At 64.5% G+C, this 23,181-nt stretch carries 24 protein-coding genes; 18 read left to right on the top strand and 6 right to left on the bottom strand.

Features of this window, described 5'->3' with window-relative positions; translation table 11 throughout:
* Position 1: 1 nt before the first annotated feature.
* The gene (locus tag RY1_RS10215; RefSeq protein ID WP_072803726.1) at positions 2-661 is read right to left on the bottom strand and encodes a response regulator transcription factor; all 660 of its coding nucleotides are present in this window, start codon (positions 659-661) and stop codon (positions 2-4) included.
* A gap of 68 nt (positions 662-729) precedes the next feature.
* Positions 730-1,194, bottom strand: a complete 465-nt coding sequence (locus RY1_RS10210) for an SRPBCC family protein (protein WP_072803725.1) — start codon at positions 1,192-1,194, stop codon at positions 730-732.
* 227 nt (positions 1,195-1,421) lie between these two features.
* On the opposite strand from RY1_RS10210, the gene RY1_RS10205 reads away from it, so the two are divergent.
* From RY1_RS10205 to RY1_RS10155, 11 genes are all read left to right on the top strand, one after another.
* A complete protein-coding gene (locus RY1_RS10205; protein WP_072803457.1) occupies positions 1,422-2,801 on the top strand; it encodes an MFS transporter in 1,380 nt (459 codons plus the stop codon).
* Between the two features lie 62 nt (positions 2,802-2,863).
* Positions 2,864-3,481, top strand: coding sequence for a VOC family protein (locus RY1_RS10200; protein ID WP_245819584.1), 618 nt, complete (start codon positions 2,864-2,866; stop codon positions 3,479-3,481).
* Positions 3,482-3,483: 2 nt separating this feature from the next.
* Complete coding sequence (locus tag RY1_RS10195; RefSeq protein WP_072803723.1) at positions 3,484-4,242, top strand: SDR family NAD(P)-dependent oxidoreductase; 759 nt, start codon at positions 3,484-3,486, stop codon at positions 4,240-4,242.
* Entirely contained in the window at positions 4,232-5,155 is a 924-nt protein-coding gene (locus tag RY1_RS10190) for a 3-keto-5-aminohexanoate cleavage protein (protein ID WP_072803456.1), read from the top strand. Before RY1_RS10195 ends, RY1_RS10190 begins: the two co-directional genes overlap by 11 nt.
* Positions 5,139-5,567 (top strand): hypothetical protein, encoded by a 429-nt coding sequence (locus RY1_RS10185; protein WP_072803455.1) that lies wholly within the window; start codon positions 5,139-5,141, stop codon positions 5,565-5,567. The genes RY1_RS10190 and RY1_RS10185 overlap by 17 nt, the downstream gene beginning before the upstream one ends.
* Entirely contained in the window at positions 5,567-6,001 is a 435-nt protein-coding gene (locus RY1_RS10180; protein WP_072803454.1) for a hypothetical protein, read from the top strand. The genes RY1_RS10185 and RY1_RS10180 overlap by 1 nt, the downstream gene beginning before the upstream one ends.
* Positions 5,998-6,993, top strand: coding sequence for a dihydroxyacetone kinase subunit DhaK (locus RY1_RS30560; protein WP_072803453.1), 996 nt, complete (start codon positions 5,998-6,000; stop codon positions 6,991-6,993). Before RY1_RS10180 ends, RY1_RS30560 begins: the two co-directional genes overlap by 4 nt.
* Before the next feature lie 29 nt (positions 6,994-7,022).
* Positions 7,023-7,652: a dihydroxyacetone kinase subunit DhaL gene (dhaL, locus tag RY1_RS30555; RefSeq protein WP_072803452.1), complete on the top strand. Its 630-nt coding sequence runs from the start codon at positions 7,023-7,025 to the stop codon at positions 7,650-7,652.
* Positions 7,649-8,545: a beta-keto acid cleavage family enzyme gene (locus RY1_RS10165; protein ID WP_072803451.1), complete on the top strand. Its 897-nt coding sequence runs from the start codon at positions 7,649-7,651 to the stop codon at positions 8,543-8,545. Before dhaL ends, RY1_RS10165 begins: the two co-directional genes overlap by 4 nt.
* Positions 8,535-10,250, top strand: coding sequence for an IlvD/Edd family dehydratase (locus RY1_RS10160; RefSeq protein WP_072803450.1), 1,716 nt, complete (start codon positions 8,535-8,537; stop codon positions 10,248-10,250). The genes RY1_RS10165 and RY1_RS10160 overlap by 11 nt, the downstream gene beginning before the upstream one ends.
* A complete protein-coding gene (locus tag RY1_RS10155) occupies positions 10,237-10,992 on the top strand; it encodes an SDR family oxidoreductase (RefSeq protein ID WP_072803449.1) in 756 nt (251 codons plus the stop codon). The genes RY1_RS10160 and RY1_RS10155 overlap by 14 nt, the downstream gene beginning before the upstream one ends.
* Before the next feature lie 5 nt (positions 10,993-10,997).
* Here the strand turns inward: RY1_RS10155 and RY1_RS10150 are convergent, their stop codons facing one another.
* Positions 10,998-11,786: an IclR family transcriptional regulator gene (locus tag RY1_RS10150; RefSeq protein ID WP_072803448.1), complete on the bottom strand. Its 789-nt coding sequence runs from the start codon at positions 11,784-11,786 to the stop codon at positions 10,998-11,000.
* Positions 11,787-12,072: 286 nt separating this feature from the next.
* Between RY1_RS10150 and RY1_RS10140 the strand changes: the two genes are divergently transcribed.
* A complete protein-coding gene (locus RY1_RS10140; protein ID WP_072803446.1) occupies positions 12,073-13,545 on the top strand; it encodes an HNH endonuclease signature motif containing protein in 1,473 nt (490 codons plus the stop codon).
* A gap of 758 nt (positions 13,546-14,303) precedes the next feature.
* Here RY1_RS10140 and RY1_RS10135 read toward each other — a convergent pair.
* Positions 14,304-14,582 (bottom strand): DUF1905 domain-containing protein, encoded by a 279-nt coding sequence (locus RY1_RS10135; RefSeq protein ID WP_072803445.1) that lies wholly within the window; start codon positions 14,580-14,582, stop codon positions 14,304-14,306.
* Positions 14,583-14,707: 125 nt separating this feature from the next.
* Between RY1_RS10135 and RY1_RS10130 the strand changes: the two genes are divergently transcribed.
* Complete coding sequence (locus RY1_RS10130) at positions 14,708-15,463, top strand: SDR family oxidoreductase (protein WP_072803722.1); 756 nt, start codon at positions 14,708-14,710, stop codon at positions 15,461-15,463.
* 262 nt (positions 15,464-15,725) lie between these two features.
* Here RY1_RS10130 and thiM read toward each other — a convergent pair whose 3' ends face one another.
* Entirely contained in the window at positions 15,726-16,547 is an 822-nt protein-coding gene (thiM, locus tag RY1_RS10125) for a hydroxyethylthiazole kinase (protein ID WP_072803444.1), read from the bottom strand.
* Positions 16,540-17,457 carry a sulfurtransferase gene (locus tag RY1_RS29655; RefSeq protein WP_072803443.1) on the bottom strand — a complete coding sequence of 306 codons (918 nt, stop codon included), beginning with the start codon at positions 17,455-17,457 and terminating at the stop codon, positions 16,540-16,542. Before RY1_RS29655 ends, thiM begins: the two co-directional genes overlap by 8 nt.
* 175 nt (positions 17,458-17,632) lie before the next feature.
* On the opposite strand from RY1_RS29655, the gene RY1_RS10115 reads away from it, so the two are divergent.
* The 5 genes from RY1_RS10115 (at position 17,633) to RY1_RS10095 (ending at position 23,089) form a co-directional block, all read left to right on the top strand.
* On the top strand, positions 17,633-18,790 hold the full coding sequence (locus RY1_RS10115; RefSeq protein ID WP_072803442.1) for a sugar ABC transporter substrate-binding protein: 1,158 nt from the start codon (positions 17,633-17,635) through the stop codon (positions 18,788-18,790).
* Between the two features lies 1 nt (position 18,791).
* Complete coding sequence (locus tag RY1_RS10110; RefSeq protein WP_084727305.1) at positions 18,792-20,321, top strand: sugar ABC transporter ATP-binding protein; 1,530 nt, start codon at positions 18,792-18,794, stop codon at positions 20,319-20,321.
* Positions 20,318-21,295 (top strand): ABC transporter permease, encoded by a 978-nt coding sequence (locus RY1_RS10105; protein WP_072803441.1) that lies wholly within the window; start codon positions 20,318-20,320, stop codon positions 21,293-21,295. The genes RY1_RS10110 and RY1_RS10105 overlap by 4 nt, the downstream gene beginning before the upstream one ends.
* Before the next feature lie 2 nt (positions 21,296-21,297).
* Positions 21,298-22,395 carry an LLM class flavin-dependent oxidoreductase gene (locus tag RY1_RS10100; protein WP_072803440.1) on the top strand — a complete coding sequence of 366 codons (1,098 nt, stop codon included), beginning with the start codon at positions 21,298-21,300 and terminating at the stop codon, positions 22,393-22,395.
* 64 nt (positions 22,396-22,459) lie between these two features.
* The gene (locus RY1_RS10095) at positions 22,460-23,089 is read left to right on the top strand and encodes a GntR family transcriptional regulator (RefSeq protein WP_072803439.1); all 630 of its coding nucleotides are present in this window, start codon (positions 22,460-22,462) and stop codon (positions 23,087-23,089) included.
* Positions 23,090-23,181 lie beyond the last annotated feature (92 nt).

Raw genomic sequence — 23,181 nt, 5'->3', positions numbered from 1 at the left:
GTCAGGTGTCCCAGCGGTAACCGAAGCCGCGGATGGTGACGATGGTGCCCGAACGTCCGAGTTTGGCACGCAACGCCGTCATGTGGACGTCGAGCGTGCGGGAGATCGCGACGTAGGCGTCGCCCCAGATGGCATCCATCAACTGCTCACGGCTGACTGCTTCACCGCGCCGGGTCGCGAGATGAGCCAGGAGGTCGAACTCCTTGGTCGTCAGCGCAGCATCGCGGCCGTCGACCTCGACGCTTCGGCCGACGAGATCGACCACGATGTCGCCGAGGACCAGCCTGTCGGCGGCGGGATCGCTCGATGCGCTTCGACGCCTCGCCGCCACCTCGAGGCGCGCGTGAAGCTCCCCCAACCGGGCGGGTTTGACGACGTAGTCGTCCGCGCCGCCGCGCAGCGCACGCACCACCGACCGCTCGTCGTCGCGGGCGGTGAGCACCACTACCGGCACCTGGCTGAGGGTTCGTAGCTTGCGGAGGACCTCGAGGCCGTCCATGTCGGGAAGCCCGAGGTCGAGCAGCACGACATCCATGTCGTGGTAGCCGAGCAGTACGTCGGCGCCGCGGCGCATACGGGCGGGCGCATGTCCCACCTCGGTCAGGGCGTCGACCAGCGCGTCACCGAGTCCGTCGTCGTCTTCCACCACCGCGATACGCATCCACATCAACATAGGCCAGCGCAGCGGCGCTCTCGTAGTTCCCGGCTACGAACGTGAGGGGCTGCCCCTCAGGATGTGGCTTCGGCAGCGAGTCTGCCGAGGGTGTCCTCGAGCTGAGCTTCGGTGACCAGCGGGAACCTCAGCTGTTCGAGCAGCTTCTTGTCGGTCACCTTCGACCAGTCGTAGGTGTGGCGAACCAGCGTCTCCTTCGGTCCCTGGGACTCCAACTCCCACAACCATTCCCACCCGGGAGGTTCCGTTCCTGCGGGCGCCGTCTTCCAGGCCAGCAGCTTGTCCTTGGCGTAACCGGTCACATGGTTGTCGGTCTTGTACTCGCCGCCGACGTGGTCGCCCTCCATGTTCATCGTGAACACCTCGCCCACCTTCTGAATGCGATCGGCGTGGTCCACACTGCGAATGAACCCCGACCCGTCGAGCTTCTGATGCTGCTCAGGATTGGAGAGGATGCCGAAAACCGTATCGACAGGTGCCTCGATCGTGCGTTCGACAGTTACCTTCGTTGTCTCGCTCATCCCTCCACACTGCACGTACTTGGCCGACTCGGCAACGTCGGCTCCTCCGAAGCCGGTTGTCCGGTACGAGAAATACCAACCTGTCCGACGGTTTGCCGTGTGCGCGCCACCCGCCCCAGCACATGTCCCGATCATCGGGAATCGAGGCTGTGAACTGTCGGCGACAACGCGCAAGGTGCCTGTGTCAGTCATCACAGCGGTGTGCTGAAATAACCACGAGGTGAACCATGGGCCGCGATCGAGTCGCAACCGAAGATCTACCGATTTCGCAGAGAACAGTCCGCAAGGTCATGTTCCGCTTCATGCCCGTGATCGGGCTGGCATACATCGTTCTGTACCTGGACCGACTGAACATCGGTGTGGCCGCTCTGACCATGAACAAGGAACTCGGAATCTCCGCGTCCATGTTCGGATTTGCTGCCGGAATCTACTTCTGGAGCTACACGATCTGCGAGCCGCCCAGCAACTACATCCTCACCAAGGTCGGCGCTCGACGCTGGATCACTCGGATCATGATCACGTGGGGAATCGTGACCATCGGAACCGCCTTCGTCCAGGGTGCGACCGGTCTTGTTGCTGCACGATTTCTACTCGGTATCGCCGAAGCCGGCTTCTCCCCCGGCATGTTGTTCTTCGTCTCCAAGTGGTTCCCCAATCGGGACCGAGGCAAAGCGATGGCGTGGATCGTCACGTTCATCTGCATCTCGGGCCTCGGCACACCGCTCACGACACACCTGATGGAAATCGATGGCTTCCTCGGCCTCTCGGGATGGCGCTGGGTCTTCATCCTCACAGGTGTGCCTGCGCTGGTCATGGCCTTCGTCATCTACCGTGTTCTTCGAGACAAGCCGTCCGAAGCGGAGTTCCTCACCGTCGATGAACGCAGTTGGCTGTCGGACACGCTCGCTGCCGAAGCGCAGGAACGCGAAGCTGTCACGGGCAAGCACAACTTCCTCCAAGGACTTGTCCATCCACGCGTCCTGGTGCTGATCGCGGTGTTCATCTGTTTCACATTCAGCCTGAACGGTTTTCAGATCTGGATGCCACAGATCTACGCACAGTTCGGCTTCACCACCACTCAGATCGGTTGGGTCGCTGCCCTACCCGCGTTGATCGCGATCGGCCCCATGATCTGGTGGACTCGTCATTCGGACCGTGCCGGAGAACGCCCGGTTCACTTCGCGATCGCTGCATCCGTCGCAGCAATCGGATTTGCCATCGCTGCCTTGTTCTTCACCACCCCCGTGGTGGCCATCGTCGGCTTCTGCATCGCGGGGATCGGCCTCTACAGCTCGATGAGCATCTTCATCACCATGCCCTCCAGCTTTCTCACCGGTGCAGCACTGGCGGCCGGCTTCGGCGTGATCAACGGAATGGGCAATCTCGGAGGCTACTTCGGTCCACAGGTGACCGGATGGATCAAAGATGCGACCAACAGCTTCACACCCGCCATCGGCGTGTACTCCGGCGTGCTCGCACTGGCTGCGCTCATAGTGCTGAGTCTCAAAGTAGTCACCAGAAACTCCGACAAGAAGAACGCTCAGCTCACCCTCGACTATCGGCTCGAGCGCGACGCGGACAATCTGCTGACCCCCGACCAGGGCTGACACGTCTCAGCAGCTCGACCCATTCCCGATCATCGGGACATCCACCTACTCAGCGCCCGCCGATGACGACATCATTCGAGACATCGAATTGGGATCCATCGACGCCGGGTCCGCTGCCAACCACACGCGAGGACACCTTGAGCACACACTTCGGCCCCCTACGGCAATTGGGATATGTAGTCGACGACATCGATGCCGCGATGAAGTACTGGATCGACACCGTGGGCGTCGGACCGTTCTTCTTCGTCGACGATCAACCGCTGAACGACTTCGTCTTTCGAGGCCGACCGAGCCGACCCCGATTCAGCGTCGCTCTCGCGCAGAGCGGGAACGCACAGATCGAGCTGATCCAGCAGCACAACGATCAACCTTCCGCATTCCGAGAGTTCACCGATCGAGGGCTCCTCGGCCTCCAGCACGTCGCGTACTGGACCACCGAATTCGACCGCGTACTGGCCGAATCCACCGAACGTGGCCTCACCGAACTGCAGAGCGGACGGTCCGGCAGCGGAGCACCGGACGAACGCTTCGTGTACTTCGAGGAAGGCCCGTACCCCGGCACTGTCATCGAGGTGTCCGAGATCAGCGGCCGCAAGGGTGATCTGTTTCGCGCGATCGATGCGGCATCGCAGGGATGGGACGGAACCGACCCCGTTCGCGACATGCGAAAGGTGCTGTGACCGTGAGTTCCCCCAACGTTGCTGTCGTCACGGGCGGCGCTTCCGGAATCGGACTTGCTACCTGCGTTCGCTTTGTCGAACAAGGGTGGAACGTGGTGTCCGTCGATCGGTCGCACGTGCACGCTCATGCCCAGAACGGCGAAACGCTCGCAGTCAAGGCCGATGTGACCGACGAGGTCGATCTGGACCGGCTTCGCACGATCACCCATGACACGTACGGACGAGTGGATGCGGTGGTGACCTGCGCAGGTACCGCGGACAACGCTCCCATCAGGCAGACAACACCCGAACGTTTCAGGCGAACCCTCGAGCTCAACCTGGTGGCCACGTTCACCATCGTCCGACAGTTCGTGGACCTGCTCGCGGCAGACGGAGGTGGATCGGTCGTCACGATCTCCTCCGTCTCCGGCATCCGCGGCAGCGTCGATCGTGCGTCGTACTCCGCATCCAAGGGCGGAGTGGTCGCGCTGACCACTCAGCTTGCCGTCGAACTTGCAGGAGAGGGCATTCGGGTCAACTGCGTAGCGCCTGGATCCACCTCGACACCGCTGGCCGCCGCCGCACAGAGCCCGCGGATGCAGCAGGCAATTCTGCAGTCCATTCCGTTGCAGCGCTATGCGAATCCCGACGAAATCGCGGAAGTGGTGACGTTTCTCGCCGGGCCCGCCGCAGGCTTCGTCACCGGCCAGACCTGGACCGTCGACGGCGGGCAATCCATCACCGCGGGCTGGCGTCTACCGAAGGACCCTCATGACAACTGAGACACGAACAAGCGTCGCCGACAAGCCGGTCGTGATCGGCGTGCAGGTGAACGAAAACACCATGCGCACACCCAATCCTCATATCCCCTGGACCCCAGAGGAAATAGGCGACATTGCACAGGCCAGCCAGGATGCCGGAGCATCGCTGATCCACTTCCATGGACGCACAGCGGACGGAGGCGCCGACCATTCGGCCGAAACGTACGGCGCGATCATCGAACGAATCCGGGCTGTATCCGAGCTTCTGCTCGCGCCCTCACTGGCCAACGTACCCGGACATACCGTCGAACAGCGATTGTCGAACCTACTTCCCCATCATCAGGACCCGAACACGAGATCCGATTTCCTTGTCATCGACATGGGCTGCGCAGCAATGGATCTCATCGACTCCGCCAGCGGCCGATACGTCACGGACAGCAAGACTTATCTCAACGACACCCGCACTCAAACCGAGTTGCTCGACCGTGCTGCCGAGTTGGAACTGACGCCCTACATGGCGTCGTTCAACGTGAGTTGGACTCGCGCCATCGTCAATCACGCCCGGTCGCGAGGCCTCGCGCTTCCGCTGGTGGTGGCCTTCGTCCTCGGCGGGGACGAGTTTCCCGCTGCGCACCCGGCCAGCGCCGCAGGGCTGCGTGCGCAGTTGGACCTGTTGCCGCCCGATCTACCCATCGAACCGATCGTGTCGGCCTATCGCGGCAATGTCCTCGAGGCCGCCGAGGAGTCGATCAAGAGAGGCGGGCATGTGGCAATCGGGGCTGGTGATCACCACTACGCAGAACTCGGCTACCCGTCGACCCCCGAGCTGGTGCGCCGTGTCGCCGACATAGCTCGCCGGTACGGCCGCGCACCAGCAACGCCCGAGCAGGCTCGCCGAATTCTGGGGGTGAAGGCTCATGCGCGTAGTCGATAGCGAAAGCACCGAACCGACGCTGGTGCACTCCAGGAACGGGCAACGAGTGTGGGTCATGGACTCCATCGCATTCGCCTCCGCCGCCCAGTCCGGCGATGTGATCGTCACCGGGTCGCACGGCGGCACCAGCGCCGGCGAGTATGCGGTCCAGTTCGGCGTTCGCGTGGTGGTGTGCAACGACGCCGGAATCGGTAAGAACGCCGCCGGTGTCGCCGGCCTCCGCGCGATCGACGCGCACGGCATCGCCGGTATCGCCGTCGGACACGACAGTGCTCGGATCGGTGACGGAGAGGACATATGGGAGAACGGAACGATCACCTACGTCAACAGAACGGCAGCCGAAGCGGGAATCCGAGTCGGCGCAGCACTTTCCGAAGAAATTCTGGCCATGGTCGAGGGAAGGACACGCTGATGTTCCGACAGGTCGTCGAGGTACAACACGGTCGCGACATCGTGGTGATGGACAGCATGTCTCAGATCGAACTGTCGGACCGCGATCAGATCGTCGTCGCGGCATCGAATGGAGGCCAGGAATCGGGCCGACTGGCCATCGCCACCGGTTGCGCGCTCGCCGTGATGAACGACGCAGGGGTGGGCAAAGACGAGGCCGGCATCATCGGAATCGTTCGGATGGGTGAGGCAGGACTTCCCGGGATCGGGGTCGACCACGACTCCGCCGAGATCAGCAATGGAATCGACATGTGGCGCAACGGGATCGTCTCCTATGTCAACGGCCCCGCACAGGAAGCGGGGATCCGAGTCGGCGACGACGTTCGATCCAGCGTCGCCGGCTTCACCGAACGCTTTCCACTGGTCCGCACGAGAGAAACCGAGAGTCGGTCATGAGCAGCCACGTCATCAACAGGCCCGAGGACGTCGTACAGGAGGCGTTGGAAGGCATCGCGATTCTTCATCCCGACATCATTTCGTATCACCGAGACCCGCGTTTCGTGACCCGATCGGTTGCACGCGCAGACAAAGTGGCGTTGATCTCGGGAGGAGGCGCAGGCCACGAACCTCTGCACACCGGATTCGTCGGTACTGGAATGCTCGACGCGGCGGTCCCTGGGGCTGTGTTCGCCAGCCCTACCGCACTGCAGATACGGGCTGCGGTCGAAGCCGTCGAGACCGGTCGCGGAGCTCTGCTCATCGTGAAGAACTACACCGGCGACAAGCTGAACTTCTCGATTGCTGCGGAGCTGCTCGCTCCTGAGCGAGAAGTCGACATCGTCATCGTCGACGACGACCTCTCGACCACGACCACGGACGACGGAGGGCCAGGACGCCGTGGGACCGCCGCCGTACTCGCCGTCGAAAAGATCTGCGGCGCAGCGGCAGAGCGAGGTCGGTCGTTGGCAGACATCGCCGACCTCGGGCGGCGAGTGGTATCGACGTCGGCCACCTTGAGCGTCGCCTTCCGTTCGTGCACGCCGCCGGGACGAAGTGAGCCGTCGTTCCAACTGAACGCGGGCGAGATGGAATTCGGAGTCGGGATTCACGGCGAACGTGGCCGCGACACTCGCGCCGCCGTGACGGCCGCCGAGCTCGTCCCGCGGCTGGCCGAGCCTGTCGTCACCGACATCCACGCCGCCGAGGGCGACGGCGTCATCGCAATCGTCAACGGTCTCGGCGCGACGCACGGCCTCGAATTGGCCATTGCCACAGCAGAGCTCAGGTCCTACCTCACCTCGAAGGGGATACGCCTCGACCGCGTGATCGCCGGGTCGTTCGTCACCGCTCTGGACATGCACGGACTCTCGATAACTCTGCTTCGTTCGACAGACGAACTCCTCGACCTGTGGGATGCACCGGTGCGCACGGCTGCGCTCACGTGGTAACCGCAGGTCCCTACCGAAAGAGCATTCCCATGACAACACTCGACGTCGAGGACACCCAGGCGTGGATCACTCGGTTCGCGGCCGAGGGAGAGGATCGATTCGATTCCCTCACCGAGCTCGACAGACTCGTCGGAGACGGCGACTTCGGCATGAACCTCCGTTCCGGACTCCGGGGTGCGGTAGATCGACTGGCGGCCACCCCGCCGACCACACCCGGCGACGTGTTCGCTCGCCTCTCCGACGCATTCCTCGACATAGGAGGAACCAGCGGACCGTTGCTGGGCCTGTGGTTCGGCCGGATCGCGCACGTCACCGGGGACACCGTCACCGTCCAGGACCTTGCGTCGGCGTTGACCGATGCCACCGGCGCGGTTCAGCGTCTCGGCGGAGCTCAGGTGGGCCACAAGACGATGGTCGACGCCATGGTCCCTGCCTCGGACGCTCTGGCACACGCTGCCGCCGGCGGCGCACCCCTGCCGGTTGCGTTGAAGGAAGCGGCCGATGCCGCGCAGCGGGGCGTCGATTCGACCCGCGCACTGCTGGCCAGTCGCGGACGGGCGACGTATGTGGGAGAACATGCCCGCGGTGTGGAAGACCCTGGCGCGGTGGCGATTGCGGTCTTCTTCGCCGCAGCCCTCGGCGTGGGTGAGCCCCGGTGAGCAGCCACGACGGCAAGGTCATCGTCACGGTCGCACCCACGGGCGGATTTCTGACGAAGACGGACACTCCCCATATCCCGACCCAGCCGGAAGAGATCGCAGCGGACGTCGAGCGATGTCACGGCGCGGGTGCGAGTGTCGCGGCGCTCCACGCACGTCGATCGGACGATCAAGCCACATGCGACTCGGCCATCTATCGCACGATGAATACGCTTGTGCGCGAACGCTGCGACATCATCGTCAACAACTCGACCGGCGGTGGTGTGAACGGGGACATGGTCCGCGTCCGCGACGACGGCAGCCGAGTAGTGGACTGGGATGCGCGTCTGCAGGGTTTGTACGGTGGCGCGGACACGTGCACTCTCGACGCAATCACCGCGTACGTGCGATCTCCTCTCGGCGAGGTGTTGATGGATACTTCACCGAGCAGGTCCGCGGAATTGCACTCGGCCATGCGAGATCTCGGTATCAAGCCCGAGTGGGAGGCGTTCAGCTCCACACACCTGGTTCAGGAGATCCGTGAACTGACCACGGGTGAGCCCGGGCCGCATCTCGTGAACCTTGTTCTCGGCCTGGACAAGACGTTCCAGAACGCACTGCCGTATTCGCCGACGATCCTGCAGGACATGGTTACCCATCTCCCCGACAACTCGGTGTTCTCGGTGAGCATCAGCGGTAGCGACCAGTTACGTGGACTCACCCACGCGCTGCTGCTCGGGGGACACGTCCGGGTCGGGATCGAGGACTATGCGTTCCTCGAGACGGGCGAGCCCGCCGAGAACGTTCGATTGGTCGAGAACATCGTCCACATCATCGAACGACTCGGCATGCAGCCTGCGACTCCCGACGAAGCACGAGCGATTCTCGGATTGGAGAACTCCCATGAGCACTAGGCTCCGGTCGCAGGATTGGTTCGGTGGCAACGATCTCAATGCGTTCATCCACCGATCGTGGATGAAGAACCAGGGGATTCCGGACCGCATGTTCGACGGCAGACCCGTCATCGGCATCTGCAACACGCATTCCGAACTCACCCCATGTAACGCGCATTTCAACGACCTGGCCGAGCAGGTTCGCCTGGGCGTCGTCGAAGCCGGGGGTTTCCCGGTCGTGTTTCCGGTCATGTCACTGGGAGAAACGATCATTCGCCCGACGACCATGCTGTATCGCAACCTCGTCAGCATGGATGTGGAGGAATCCATTCGAGCGAATCCGATCGACGGGGTCGTACTTCTCTGCGGGTGCGACAAGACGACTCCCGCTCTGGTCATGGGCGCGGCCAGCTGCGATCTTCCGACGATCGTCGTATCCGGCGGTCCCATGCTCAATGGTAGGCACCAAGGGCGGACAATCGGTTCCGGGACATCGGCGTTCGAGATGAGTGAGGCGGTCAGAGCCGGCTGCATGAGCGAATGCGAGTTCCGGTCCGCCGAATCCGCGACGTCACGCTCGCCCGGACACTGCAACACGATGGGGACTGCATCGACGATGGCGTCGATCGTCGAAGCACTCGGCCTGACGCTCCCCTGCAATGCCGCCATCCCCGCAGTCGATTCGCGACGACGAGTACTCGCGCGAGACAGCGGGGTTCGGATCGTCGAGATGGTAGCCGAGAATCTCACGATGTCCTCGGTGGTGGATCGCAGATCGCTGGAGAACGCAATCCGGGTCAACACCGCGATCGGTGGATCCACCAACGCTGTCGTACACCTGCTCGCCATCGCGGGACGGTTGGAAATACCACTCGAGCTCGCCGACTTCGGCGAACAGAGCCGGGACGTCCCGTTGCTGGTGAACCTCATGCCCTCAGGGACTTTCTTGATGGAGGACTTCTTCTACGCCGGAGGACTTCCTGCAGTAATTGCCGAACTCGGTGACACACTTCATCAGGATGCCAGGACCGTCACGGGAAAGAGTCTGGGCGAGAACAATTCGGGCGAAGTGGTGTGGAATCAGGACGTCATCCGCAGCAAGGAATCGCCGCTCCGAAGCAACGCCGGAATCGCGGTACTGAAAGGCAATCTCGCGCCGAACGGCGCAGTGATCAAACCGTCCGCGGCGGCACCCGAACTGCTCCAGCACACGGGAAGAGCGGTTGTCTTCCACGGAATCGACGATTTCACGGCTCGGATCGACTCCCCGGATCTCGACATCGAGGCCGACGACGTCATCGTTCTCACCGACGTCGGGCCCAAGGGGTTTCCTGGCATGCCCGAGGTGGGCAACCTTCCCCTCCCCCGACGCCTTCTGGAGCAAGGGGTCCGCGACATGGTCAGGATCTCCGACGCGCGGATGAGCGGAACAGCATTCGGGGCCGTCGTGCTGCATGTTGCGCCGGAGTCCGCCGTGGGTGGCCCGCTCGCTGCGGTGGAAGACGGCGATCTGATCGAGCTGGACGTGCCCCGCGGCGTGCTGCGGATTCTGATCGACGACGACGTACTTCAGCGGCGACTGTCGAGGCTCGATCTCCCGACGAGGTCGAATACCAGTGGATATCAACGGTTGTTCGTCGATCACGTCATGCAGGCCGACCAGGGAGTCGATTTCGACTTCCTGGTGGGAAAACGAGGAACGGAGGTTCACGGTGACAATCACTGACAGAGCGGCGCAGGTCGTTGTGGTGACGGGTGCCGGCTCCGGGCTCGGACGTGCGATGTCCACCGCGCTCCTGGTCGCCGGGCACCGAGTCGTCGTGGTCGGACGCGACCGCAACAAGCTCGAGGCCACCGCCGACGGGTACGACAACGCCGTCGTCTCGCCCGCTGACGTGTCCTCGCCCGACTCGGTGCGCGCGCTGTTCGCCTCGGTGGCAGAACGATTCGGCAGGCTCGACGTTCTCGTCAACAATGCAGGAACGTTCGGCCCATCGGGGAGTGTCGATTCCATCGAACCCGAGGCGTGGAACGAGACGGTCGCCGCCAATCTGACCGGCGTCTTCCTGTGCTCACGCGAGGCCGTCCGCATGATGAAGGCGCAGGAGCCACGCGGCGGAAGAATCATCAACAACGGCTCGTTGTCTGCGCACACACCGAGGCCACAGAGCGCCGCGTACACAGCAACCAAGCACGGTGTCTCCGGATTGACCAAATCGATCTCTCTCGACGGCCGAGACTTCGACATCTGTTGCTGTCAAATCGATATCGGCAATGCAGCTACGGATATGACAGCGGAGACGGGTCGCTCTGCGGTACAGCCCGACGGTACGAGAAGACCTGAGCCGACGTTCGATCCACGGCATGTCGCCGACGCCGTCGTCCACCTGATCGGTCTCCCGTTGGACGTCAACATTCCGACGCTGACCATCATGGCCAATCGCATGCCCTACATGGGACGCGGATGACGAGATCAGTGTCGCTGCAGCACCGGTCGCACCACCGAGTGTGCGCTGGACAGATCACGTGAGATCGAGATGGCGGTAGTCCGTACCGCAGCGTCGATCCGAGTGAGGTTGATTCGTCCGGCCATGCCGGAGATCGATATGGCACCGAGGACTTCCTCGTCGGGACCGAAGATGGGCGCTGCGGCACCGGCGATTCGGAGGAACGCCTCCTGTCGATCGAATGCGACACCACTCTTGCGGACGCGTTCCAGCTCCCGAATCAGGAGTTCGGGATCGGTGATGGTGTTCTCGGTGTGCGCCTTCATGGCGAACTCGAGCTGCGCGACCTGTGCCGGTGGAGTGAACGCCAAGATCGCTTTGCCGGAACAGCTTGCGTATGCAGGCCAGCGCCCACCCATATGGTGAGGGAGGCGTGGTCCGTCTTCGCCTCGAAAGACCTCCAGGTACACCACATCCGATCCATCCAGCACGGCAAGACCGACATTGTGCCCGGTTGCCTCACGCAGCGCGGAGAGGTGCCTCCGGGCGGCCTCGCGAAGGCTGCGCTGGCGGGGCACCGATTCCCCGATCTCGAACAACAGCAGACCCAGCCGATAGTCGGTTCCGTGCCGTTCGAGCAAGCCCACACGGGCGAGGTCCTCGACCATTCGGTACACCGTGGTCTTCGCCATCCCGGTTCGGCGTACCAGCGCCGCCGGACTCAACGTTCCCGAACTGCCCAGAAACGCTTTGAGAATCTCGGTGGAACGTCCGATTGCGGAGATCTCGCCCTCGGCCCGATGAATGGGACTCATAGGGGGAAATCTGCCACTTCGAAGCTCTGTGTGTCCAGTCGATCGGACGCGGAGGACGAGACCGGGAACTCGATTCGGTCGTGACAGCTGGGTACCAGCAACATCGACCGCCTCGTCGGCGCACAGAGCGCGCTTCCGGTGCCCAGGACGGACCCGAGCCTGTCCTCGGTGCACGGTGCACGGTGCGCGGCGCGCGGTGGCGGCATCTGCAGCACCGCGCTCGCCGTGTGAAGCAGGCGCCTCGACAATCCAAAACTTGTCGGAGGGCCGGTGTACCTTCCCCGCCATGCACGATCTGGGGGAACCACACAACGCGGCGACGCTCTCCGATCAGGAGATCATCACCGGTATCGAGCGGTTGGTCGACGCCGAGAACAAGTCGGCCGCATACAAATACAGCCTTCTTGCGCAGTTCTCCCGGCGCGGCCTCAATCTGAAGCTTCACTATTCGAGCCCGTCGCACTGGCTCGCCTCCGGCACCCGGATCGCCCACGGTAACGCTCAACGCCAATTCGACACTGCAGACTGGCTCGCCATGTGGCCCACCGTCCTGCACGCCCTCTCCAACGGCGATATCCACGACGCCCACGCCAAAGCAATCCACGAAGGCTACGACGCCATACGCAAGTCGGACCCCACACTTTCCCAGGAAAGCCTCGACACAGCCATTGCCGACCTCCTCGCCACCGCACTCGACGGCACGGCAGGTCAAGTGAAACAACGAGCGCAGGTACTCGGCCATTCTGCCGCAGCCGATGCCCGTGCCCGCTACGACCAAGCAGTACGCGCACGGGAGGAACGCGAACGCGCCCAACGTGAAGCCGAGAGAAAGGGCCACCCTTCACCCGAACCCGAACCCGATGCCGATTCGGGCGACAAGGGTGACGAGGACGATGAACTTCTGAAGACACCACCACCACAGTTGGTGTCGGAAAACTCGGCACTGAACACCCTCGACCTCTACCTACAAGCCAACGGACGCACCAGCATCAGAGGCGACGTCGACAAAGTGCTCGCCGACAAACTACGAGCATCACTGTCGCCGTTGTCCAGACCTCGACCCGCACCCGACGGCACCCGCGACCCCAGAAGCGCCTCCAAGCGGCAAGCCGATGCATTGTCGCAACTACTCGACCAGCGCAGCAGCACAGGACACCCTCGTGGAGAGGGCATCCCGCCCGCGACAGTCAATGTCACCGTCAATCTACGAGATCTCCTCGCAGACAGATCTTCCAGAACTGCCGGCTCCGATCCGGATTCTGATTCTGATTCTGCAACAACAGAAGCCGAGAGCCGACGCGATCCTGCGCCATCGATGAACGATCCGGACTGGCCATTCGACCTCGAATGGACCGGGCCGATCAGCCACAGCCTCGCACGCCTACTCACATGCGACGCCAACCTCAGACCACTGGTGCTCGACAACAACGACGTCCCACTGTCCATGGGTAGCGAAGTCCGACTCGCCACACCCGAACAACGCGCCGCCGTCGCCGTCCGCGACAAATGCTGCATCAGATGTGGCATGCCCGCACAGTGGTGCCAGGTGCACCACATCGTCTTCTGGGAACACGGCGGCCCCACCGACCTGACCAACCTCGTCCTACTCTGCGGCGACTGCCACCGACTCGTCCACCACCATGGATGGGAGGTGAAATTCGGCGACGACGGCCACCCACACATCATCCCACCCGCCACCATCGACCCCGAACGAAAACCCATACCCAGCTTCCACCGACAACGACGCCCCGCCGCATAAAACGGGAGCAACAATCGAGGCCGACCACACACAACGGGCGTCGGGGACACAGCGTTTCGCAGCGGAGACACGAACCGTCACACACTCGTTTCCGTTGGAGACAAGCTGTTCGCTGCTGCCCGGCCGATCACCGCACACAACGACTTCCAGGAGGGCGATCGGTCCGCGACTGAGATACGCGACTGAGGTATGCAACCACGAATGCCGTTCCGCCCTGCGGGACCGGTGAACCCTGCGGGACCGGTGAGCACGGTGTTCGAAAGCGACTACGTCCCAGCAGAATCGACGGTCTCCGAGCTGGGCAGCGGCGGTCCGGTCAGACTGCGTCAGGCCCGCCAGGCAACACCAGTTTTGCCTGGCCTCCCAGCATTAGGCCCGCCAGACGAGATCTTTTCCAGCCTCGCAGCGTCGGATCCGGTCAGGCAGCGTCATACCCGCCAGGCCCCCAGCAACAGGCCCGCCAGGCACGTTCTCTCCCGGCAGGCAGCGACATGCCCGCCAGGCCCCCAGCAACAGGCCCGCCAGGCACGTTCGCTCCCGGCAGGCGACACCAGTCCGGTCATACCTCGTCGACCTGACGGATCAGTCCTCGAAACAGCCCCTCGCGGTCCTGCTCTACCTCGCGGTCTGTGCTCCTTCGCGAGAGCGCCCAAGTGGGGTCTCGTACTGCCCGTACAACCTGCGGCGATCACTACTCCGCCCGTTGCCCTCCGCGGCGCTGGGATCGCACGCGCAGACCGGATGACATTCGTGAGGAGTCAGTTCCGCCGTTCGGTCAGATGAATCGTCACCTCGTCGCCGTCGGACTTCCCGATCGCCTTCCGGATCGCTGCAGTGACGGGGAGTTTGTGCGTCCCGTCACCGAGAGCCATGAACGCACCCTGAAACGGGTGTCCGTCCACGGTCCCGGTGACCTTGACGAGACCACGAGTGCCGAAGATCGCCGCCGAATCCGGCATCTTCACGCACGTCCAGGTATCTCCCTCCTGCACCTTCCCCAGTGTGGCGGTGAAGCGAATGTCCAACGGTCCGGCCATGTCCGTGCTCCTGTCCTGCGATGATGCTCGTGCAGGTACAGACACAGCTCGCCCGCCGAAGTCACCGCCCCCACTCCCAGGACGGCTCAGTACTCTTGCCCGTACACGACGCTACGGAGGACCAGGTGACTACAACTGATCGCGCGGCACAGGTCGTGGTGGTGACCGGCGCAGGATCGGGCCTCGGGCGCGCGATGTCGACGGCGCTGCTCGACGCCGGGCACCATGTCGTGTTGGCCGGGCGCAACCGGGGCACCCTCGAAGAATCGGCCGCGGGCCACGAGAACGCCGTCATCCACACCGCCGATGTGTCGTCTCCCGACTCGGTTCGGTCCCTGTTCGAGACGGTGTCCGCCAGGTTCGGGCGGCTCGACGTCCTCATCAACAACGCAGGCACCTTCGGGCCGTCGGGGAGCGTCGACACCATCGAACCCGATGCATGGGCCGCCACCGTGGCAGTCAACCTCACCGGCGTCTTCCTGTGCTCGGCCGAAGCCATGCGCATCATGAAAGCCCAGGACCCGAGGGGCGGAAGAATCATCAACAACGGTTCCATCTCCGCCCACACACCCCGGCCACAGAGTGCGGCGTACACCGCGACCAAGCACGGGGTATCCGGCCTGACGAAGTCGATCTCACTCGACGGCCGCGACTTCGACATCTGTTGCACCCAGATCGATATAGGAAACGCAGCCACCGACATGACCACCGGGATAGGTCATTCGGCGCTGCAACCCGACGGTACGAGAAAAGCTGAACCGACATTCGATCCCCGGTACGTCGCCGAAGCCATCGTCCACCTCGTCGGCCTGCCACTGGATGTGACCGTTCCGACGCTGACCATCATGGCCAACCGGATGCCGTACGTCGGCCGCGGATGAGTGACCCTGCGGTCGCCGGAAGCCCACCGCTAAATCCCACACACCGACAACCACCCGCCATCCCAGCTTGGCCGCAGCCGAGTGACCCATGTCGTCGCCGGAAGCCCACCGCTAAATCCCACACACCGACAACCACCCGCCATCCCAGCTTGGCCGCAGCCGAGTGACCCATGCGGTCGCCAGCAGCCCGCCGCTCTACATATCTCTCGCACACCGACGGCCACCCGCCGATCCCTGATGTCGACTGCGGCCGAATGGTCGGTTATCCGACGGTGACCTGCCCTCGCCCGCGGATGTCGTCGGCTGTGACGTCGTGCAGGGCGTCGAGGTAGGCGACCGCGAAAGACCCTGGTGACGTGGTCTTCTCGGCTGCGATCTCGGACGCCACGGCCACGTGGACGTGCGCTGCGGCGAGCGCAGTCAAACCGTTGGGGGTGACGGCGGCATAGGCGGCAACCAGTGCGCCGAGAGAGCATCCGGTGCCGGTGACCTTGGTCAGCAGTGCACTGCCACCTCCGATCCGCACGAGCACATCGGTTCCCGAGCCCACCAGGTGATCGACGGCGCCCGAGGCGGATACCGCGTCGGCGGATTCGAGCAGCCCGCGCGCCGAGTCGACGGCTGCGGCAGGATCGGCCGAACTGTCGACGCCTCGTCCGCCGCCACCGAGACCGTGCAGGCCTATCACCTCGGAAGCGTTGCCGCGCACAGCAGTCGGCCGGAAGGCGAGCAGCTCACGGGCGAGATCTCCGCGCCACGGCAACCCGCCCGCACCGATCGGATCGAGGACCCACGGCGTGCCGTTCTTCTGCGCGGATTCCGCCGCGCCCACATACGAGTCGCGCAGCGCGTTCTGCGGTGTACCGAGATTGATCAGGACCGCGTCGGCGACACCGGCGAACAGCCCGGCTTCCTCCACGTTGTCGATCATCGCCGGGCTCGCACCGGCGGCGAGGAGGACGTTCGCGGTGAATCCAGCCGCGACGTAGTTGGTGAGCGCATGGACAAGCGGCGTCCGAGCGCGGAGCTCGGTGAGGGCGTCGACGACTGTGTCGATGGTGGGCACAGCAGAAGTGTCAGTCATTGACTTGTCCGTTCTCGATCGGTGACTCGATTGTGTCAGTGATTACCATCGGCCTGGTCGCGTCGTCCACCCACTCGGTGAGCGAACCGTCGTACACGGCGACATCGGCGACGCCGACGGATTCCAGCGCGAGGGCGTACGCCGCTGCGGTGATTCCGCTCCCGCAATAGGTGACCACCCGGACGTCGCCGGGGAGTCGATCATCGGCCGCACTGGGTTCAGCGATGGTGTCGGTGCCCGCGAGCAGCGCCGAGTAAGGGCGGTTGACGCTTCCAGGGATGTGGCCGGGAACACCGTACGGCGCCTCGACGCCGGAGAACACCTCGGGACGGAGAACGTTCACCAGAATCGACTCCTGCCCGGTGCCGTCCACGATCTGCACCACATCGGCTGTGTCGACGAACCTGCCCGGTCGCGCGGCCAAAGTCGGTGCGACGACGGACTCACCACCGCCGTCCCCGAGGACGATCTCCCGGCCGCTGTCCACCCACGCCTGCACGCCGCCGACAAGCACCGCCGCCGAGGTCAGGCCGTACGACCTCAGCATCCACACCAGGCGACCCGCCCACACTCCGTTCGTCCTGTCGTAGACCACCACCGACGCCCCCTGCCCGACGCCCAGCCGCCCCAGAGCTGCCGCGAAATCCGACGCGTCCGGCCGTGGAAACCGTGGCCGTCCAGCTCCCGCGTGTTCGTCGGGACCGGACAGTGCGAAGACGAGGTCTGCGTGCCGCGCTCCCGGAATGTGCCCGAGCGAGCCGAAGTCGCCTGCGCCGGAGCGATAGCTACTCGAACCGTCGTCGTGCCGGTCCCGCTGCACCGAGGCATCGAGTACGACGACGTCAGCAATGTTCTCGGCCAACCACGACACGTCCACGTACGGCGTGTGGGTGAGGTCGCATGCGCTCATCTCGCGGGAGCCATACCGAAGCAATCCATGTGTATACAGTTACATCCAGTTAGATTTAACTGCACGCATTTGGATCACGATGATTTTTTGGGTGTTCGAACAGCGACGGAAAGGGCACAGTTCCTTCCCGCGGCCACGTACCGGCCTGCCCTCTCGCGAAGAAAGAACTCCCCCCATGAGCATCAAAGCCCTTCGGCTGCACCCCGCCGCGGTGCCGCGTTCCATTCGAACCGCCGTGGCCGGTCTCGCTGCCGTAGCGATCGTCACCGCCGGCTGCACGTCGACCACCACCGACGCCGCCACCACGGGCAGCGGCAACACCGACGCTGCGCAGGCGCTGGTGGACAAGTACGCCGACGCAGATATCGACTGGGCCGGACCCACCGAGTCCGTGCCGTTCGCCAAGGACAAGAAGTTGGCCGTCGTCGCCCTGACGATGACCTCGGTGTCCAACCAGCGCGTCGCCGCAGGCATCGAAGAAGCCGCCGCGCTCGGCGGGTGGGACGTGACGGTCTTCGACGGCGCAGGCCTGCAGGACAAGTACGCGGCCGGCATCGACTCCGCGATCACCCAGCAGTTCGACGGCATCGCGCTGCTCGGCACCCAGTTCGTGCCCGAGGCCCTCGATCGCGCCCACGCCGCGGGTATCCCCATCGTCGCCGCCATCGACACCACCGAGAACCCGCTCGTCGAGAAGGACGCCTACACCCACCTCGTCTGGGAACACGGTGACGAAATCGGTTCGGCAGCAGCGGCACAACTCGTCGTAGATCAGGGCGCCGACGCGCCCGTCATCACGGTCGGCGCCGACGGCGACCCACTCGGCGACCTCCTGATCGGCGGCGCCACAGACGTCTTCACCGAAGCAGGCAACCCGATCGCCGCACACGTCGCACTCGACTTCGCCGAGCTCGGCACCGGTTCGATCGGCCAGAAATCCGTCGCAGCAGCGCAGGCCCACCCCGACGCCAAGGCGTTCTGGGTGGCATGGGACGCCCCCGCCGCGGAGATCGTCACGGCGCTCCAGAGCGCAGGCATCACGGTACCGGTCTACTCCACCTACGCCGACCCGCAGAACCTCGAGTTCCTCCGCAGCGGCGCAGGCCAGCTCGCCGATGTCGCCGTCGCACTCGAATGGGACGGCTGGGCCGTCGTCGACAACTTCAACCGCATCTTCGCCGGTACCCCGGTCGAGAAGACATCGGACGACGGAGTCCCGATCCGCCTCGTCACCCCCGACAACATCGACACCTACCTGCCGGGCGACGCCACCGCATGGGAAGGCGAGTACGACTTCCGCACCGAGTACAAGTCGCTGTGGGGCGTGAACTAGCTTGTCCGCCAATCCAGCTCCGGGAATCGCGCTCGACAACTGGAGTGTCCGCTTCGGGGCCACCACCGCACTCGACCAGGTGAGCACCGAATTTCCCGGCGGCACAGTCACAGCGCTGCTGGGCGAGAACGGGTCGGGCAAATCGACCCTGATCAAGGTGCTGTCGGGGCTGTACACCCCCAGCCGAGGAGCAACGCTCACCGTGACCGGGGCTGCGCACGCGCTGCCGACGACGGGTGAGCGCATCGCCTCCGCCGGCATCCGATTCCTGCACCAAGACCTGGGACTGGTCGGGTCGATGACCGTCGCGGAGAACATCGCACTCGGCAACCGTTACGGCACAGCGGTACTCGGGCGAATCCGCCCGAGTACCGTGGTGCGCCGAGCACGCGAAGCCATGAGCATCATCGGAGTCGACCTCGATCCGGACGCGTCGATCGATTCGTTGCACCCGAGCCAACGGACGCTGTGTGCGCTCGCACGCGCGTACGGCCAACCGCTCGCCGACGGCGAGGCTGTGCACGCACTGATTCTCGACGAACCGAGCGCAACCCTCGACCCCGTCGACACCCACGTCCTCCACCGAGTGGTGCGGCGCGCGGCGGCGTCCGGCACCGCAGTGGTCGTGGTGACACACCGGCTCGACGAGGTGGTCTCACTCGCCGACCGGATCGTCGTCCTGCGGCACGGCCGCCTGGTCGAGGACGCACCGCTCGGCAACCGTTCGGTCTCCGATCTAGCCGCCGTCGTACTCGGTGCTGCTGCCGCAGCCCGGCGCCCGAATCCGACACCGTTGTCGCACAGCGAAGTTCGGCTTCGGCTCACCGGCGTGGTCACCGACTCCCTCGCCGGACTCGACCTCGACGTACGCGCGGGCGAGGTGGTCGGGGTCGCGGGCCTGCTCGGCGACGGAACCGAGGACCTGTCGGCCGTGCTCGCCGGCAGAACCATCCGATCCGGCTCGATCCTGGTCGAGGACAAGCCCGCCAAGAGCCTCGTCCACGCGGGCGTGGTGACCGTACCTGCCGACCGACGACGAGCAGGCGTCGTACCCGCCTTGTCCGTGGCGGAGAACATCGCATTGGCATCGCACCGCAAACTCGGCCTGCTGCGCCGGATCGATCCACGCGTCGACGACCGTGAAGCCAGAACATGGATCGCCGCACTCGACATTCGCCCAGCCGACCCGTCGGCACCCGTCGCCAGTCTCAGCGGCGGAAATCAGCAGAAGGTGTCGCTGGCAAAGGCTTTGGCGTCGTCGCCTCGCGTTCTCGTACTCAACGAACCGACCCAGGGCGTCGACGTCGGTGCACGCCGCGACATCTCCGACGCCATCGACGCCGCCACCGGCGACGGTCTCGCCGTCGTACTGATCACCAGCGACCACGAGGAACTGCTGGAGCTGAGCGATCGAATCCTCGTCCTGCACCGAGGTGTCGTCGGGGCGAGCTTCGCACGCGGTGAACTGACCGGCGCGAGCCTGCTCGAAGCATTGTCCGACCCCACCCTGTCGAAAGAAGGCACCCGGTGAGTATCACCGCGACACCGTTGACTCGCACCGTATCTCGACCTCGATCCGTGTTGGCACGCACGTCCCTACCCATCGTGTTGATCGTGCTGATCGCCGTGTTCAGCGCCATCCGTCCCGGGCAGTTTCCGTCGTCGACGAACGTTGCGGCGATCGTCACCCAGCAGGGCATCGCGATGCTCGTCGCGCTCGCGGTGACGGTCACGCTGGCGGCGGGTGAATTCGACATGTCCGTCGGCGCCAACGTCGGCATCACGGCGGTGGTCGGTGCGTGGGCGTTCGGTCACGGTTGGCCGACGCCGTTGGTGATCGTTGCAGCACTCGCCGTCGCCGTTCTGGTCGGATTGCTCAATGTGCTGCTCGTCGTCGTGTTCGGGCTCACCTCGTTCATCGCGACGCTCGGGGTCGGTTTCCTGCTCGCCGGTCTCGCCCTCATGGTCACCGGCGGAACTCCCCTCTACGAGGGCATCACCAGCGGATTCAAATCCGTGACGTCGACGTCGATTCTCGGTTTGCCATCGTTGGCGTGGATCATCCTGGCCGTGGTCCTGGTTCTCTGGTACGTCCTCGAACAGACACCCGCCGGGCGCTTCATCCGCGTCACAGGAACCGGGCGCGACGCCGCCAAGCTCATGGGAATTTCCACCGAACGCTATGTGGCAGCGGCGTTTCTGATCGCGGCGGTCATCGCAGGAATCGGCGGAATTCTGCTGGTGTCCAACAACGGCGCCGTCCCTCCTACCGCGGGCGCGAGTTACACCTTGCCCGCGTACGCGGCCGCGTTCCTCGGCGCCACCGCACTGCGACCGGTCCGGTACAACATACTGGGAACAGTGGTGGGCGTGCTGGTGCTCTCGGTCGGCGTGTCGGGTCTGACCATGATCGGAGCCCCATTCTGGGTTCCACAGGTGTTCAACGGAATTGCACTGCTCGTGGCACTGCTCGTTGCTCGATCGTTCGACAAGAAAGGACAGTAGCCATGGCTCTGCGCACGCTCTGGTATCTCACTACCGCCAACGGAGACTACCCGTGGAGCCCGGGCGGGCTGTATCCACCGGACTTCGATCACTACCGCACCCTCGCCCAAGCCATCGACGACGGCGGCTTCTACGGCGCGCTCGTCGCGACGTGGCCGAACGACCCGTTCACGTCGGCATCCTTCGCCGCTGCACACACTTCTCGGATGAGATTCCTCGTCGCGACGTACTCGGGTGTGATTCCGGCCCGCGCGTTCGCCGAGAAAGCACTCACCTTCGACCGATTCGGCGGCGGACGGCTCGACATCAACGTCATCAACGGCGTCGACAACCGCGTCAGCCCGTACGGGGTATCCGCAGGCCACGACGACCGCTACGCGATGAGCATCCAATACTGGAACGAGGTCCTGGAGCACTACAGATCCGGAACGGACAGCAACTTCCACAACTCACCGGTCCGCATCGATCCCACCCAGGGGCGGTTGAACCTGTGGGGCACCGGTGATTCCGACGCCGGACTCGCCCACGCGGGCAGCATCATTCATCACTATCTGACGATGCTCCGGCCGCGGCACGAGCTGAAGCCACGCTACGACAACGCCAGAGCAGCAGCGAAATCCCGAGGTCGAGAATTCGATTCGACCGGTGCGCTCGGTGGCGTCATCGTGCGTCCGACCGCCGAGGAAGCGTTCGACCGCTTCTACACCGTCTTCACCGATCCCGGCGTCGAGGCGATCAGAGACACGTTGAACACCGCGGTGCAGCTGCGTACCGGGCAGGACATCACCACCTACACCGCACCGGACGCGCAGCGTCAGGGATGGGTCGACGCGATCAACGCGGGCCGCTTCCCCACCATCGAGGAACTGCAGGTCGACGACGGGCTGTACGCGGGCGTCACCGCGTGGTCGCCGCTCGACATCTTCGGGTCACGATCGTCGGCGGTGTACTTCGTCGGAGACCCCGACTCCATCACCGGAACCGTCCGCGGACTGCAGGAGTCGGTGCGATTGTCGTCGCTCATCCTCGGCGCGTGGCCGCTGGAGTTGGAGGCCGCCCACGTCGCCGAGCATCTACTGCCTCGGTTCGCCGAGCTCTGACCCACGTGACGATAGTGTGGCCACACCACGCCGGACGGCGCCGACCCAGGAGAATCGACTGCACATGATCGGACCCAGCACCGTCTACTCGCGGCTGCGGGAGAACCTCCTGGCCGGTGTGTACGCGCCGGACCAGCCGCTGATCCCGATCACCCTGAGCGAGGAGTTCGGTGTGTCGCGCACTCCGGTCCGTGAAGCCCTCGCGCTCCTCGCCCAGGACGGGCTGCTCGAGCCCGTACGACGCGGATTCCTCATCCGCCGCCGAACCGACGACGAGATCTTCGAGATCTTCGAAGCCCAGGCCGCGATAGACAGCGCCGTCGCCTCCTCGGCTGCGGCACGCAAAACCGCTCTCGACATCGCCAAGCTCGAAGAGGCCCACGAGCGGGCGGCGTCGGCCACAACCCCCGAGGACATCCGCTCACATCTGCGCGGATGGCATGCCGCGTTGCGCACCGCCGCCCACAACGAGACGATGTCGACGCTGCTGACTCAACTCGACGCGCAGATCAAGCTCGGGGCACCGTGGCGACCGGCAGCACCCGACAAGCCCTTCCAAGCTCCGATCGACGAACACAGACGGATACTCGACGCAGTCGAGGACGGCGACGGTGAGCTCGCGCGCACCCTCATGCTCGAGCATCACGCCCGTGATCGCGACGAGCGGATCGCCCACCTCGCTGCCGGGCGTTAGTGGCACCGTCGCCGCAGGACCCGTCGGCGCAAGACCCGTCCCCGCAGGACCTGTCGCGGCAGGACCCGCCCCTGCAAGACCCGGCGACGCAA

The organism is Rhodococcus yunnanensis NBRC 103083, assembly GCF_001895005.1.
GTDB lineage: Bacteria > Actinomycetota > Actinomycetes > Mycobacteriales > Mycobacteriaceae > Rhodococcoides > Rhodococcoides yunnanense.
The sequence above is the reverse complement of the archived record's forward strand: the minus strand, read 5'-3'. Positions and strand labels throughout refer to the sequence as shown.

Excerpts from the sequence above, each read along its gene's own strand:
- RY1_RS10150 (WP_072803448.1), bottom strand. The coding sequence starts at position 11,786 with ATGAGTCCCATTCATCGGGCCGAGGGCGAGATCTCCGCAATCGGACGT.
- RY1_RS10115 (WP_072803442.1), top strand. The coding sequence starts at position 17,633 with ATGAGCATCAAAGCCCTTCGGCTGCACCCCGCCGCGGTGCCGCGTTCC.
- thiM (WP_072803444.1), bottom strand. The coding sequence starts at position 16,547 with ATGACTGACACTTCTGCTGTGCCCACCATCGACACAGTCGTCGACGCC.
- RY1_RS10095 (WP_072803439.1), top strand. The coding sequence starts at position 22,460 with ATGATCGGACCCAGCACCGTCTACTCGCGGCTGCGGGAGAACCTCCTG.
- RY1_RS10215 (WP_072803726.1), bottom strand. The coding sequence starts at position 661 with ATGCGTATCGCGGTGGTGGAAGACGACGACGGACTCGGTGACGCGCTG.
- RY1_RS10140 (WP_072803446.1), top strand. The coding sequence starts at position 12,073 with ATGCACGATCTGGGGGAACCACACAACGCGGCGACGCTCTCCGATCAG.
- RY1_RS10205 (WP_072803457.1), top strand. The coding sequence starts at position 1,422 with ATGGGCCGCGATCGAGTCGCAACCGAAGATCTACCGATTTCGCAGAGA.
- RY1_RS29655 (WP_072803443.1), bottom strand. The coding sequence starts at position 17,457 with ATGAGCGCATGCGACCTCACCCACACGCCGTACGTGGACGTGTCGTGG.
- RY1_RS10135 (WP_072803445.1), bottom strand. The coding sequence starts at position 14,582 with ATGGCCGGACCGTTGGACATTCGCTTCACCGCCACACTGGGGAAGGTG.
- RY1_RS10210 (WP_072803725.1), bottom strand. The coding sequence starts at position 1,194 with ATGAGCGAGACAACGAAGGTAACTGTCGAACGCACGATCGAGGCACCT.
- RY1_RS10200 (WP_245819584.1), top strand. The coding sequence starts at position 2,864 with ATGACGACATCATTCGAGACATCGAATTGGGATCCATCGACGCCGGGT.
- dhaL (WP_072803452.1), top strand. The coding sequence starts at position 7,023 with ATGACAACACTCGACGTCGAGGACACCCAGGCGTGGATCACTCGGTTC.
- RY1_RS10160 (WP_072803450.1), top strand. The coding sequence starts at position 8,535 with ATGAGCACTAGGCTCCGGTCGCAGGATTGGTTCGGTGGCAACGATCTC.
- RY1_RS10190 (WP_072803456.1), top strand. The coding sequence starts at position 4,232 with ATGACAACTGAGACACGAACAAGCGTCGCCGACAAGCCGGTCGTGATC.
- RY1_RS10180 (WP_072803454.1), top strand. The coding sequence starts at position 5,567 with ATGTTCCGACAGGTCGTCGAGGTACAACACGGTCGCGACATCGTGGTG.
- RY1_RS10185 (WP_072803455.1), top strand. The coding sequence starts at position 5,139 with ATGCGCGTAGTCGATAGCGAAAGCACCGAACCGACGCTGGTGCACTCC.
- RY1_RS30560 (WP_072803453.1), top strand. The coding sequence starts at position 5,998 with ATGAGCAGCCACGTCATCAACAGGCCCGAGGACGTCGTACAGGAGGCG.
- RY1_RS10100 (WP_072803440.1), top strand. The coding sequence starts at position 21,298 with ATGGCTCTGCGCACGCTCTGGTATCTCACTACCGCCAACGGAGACTAC.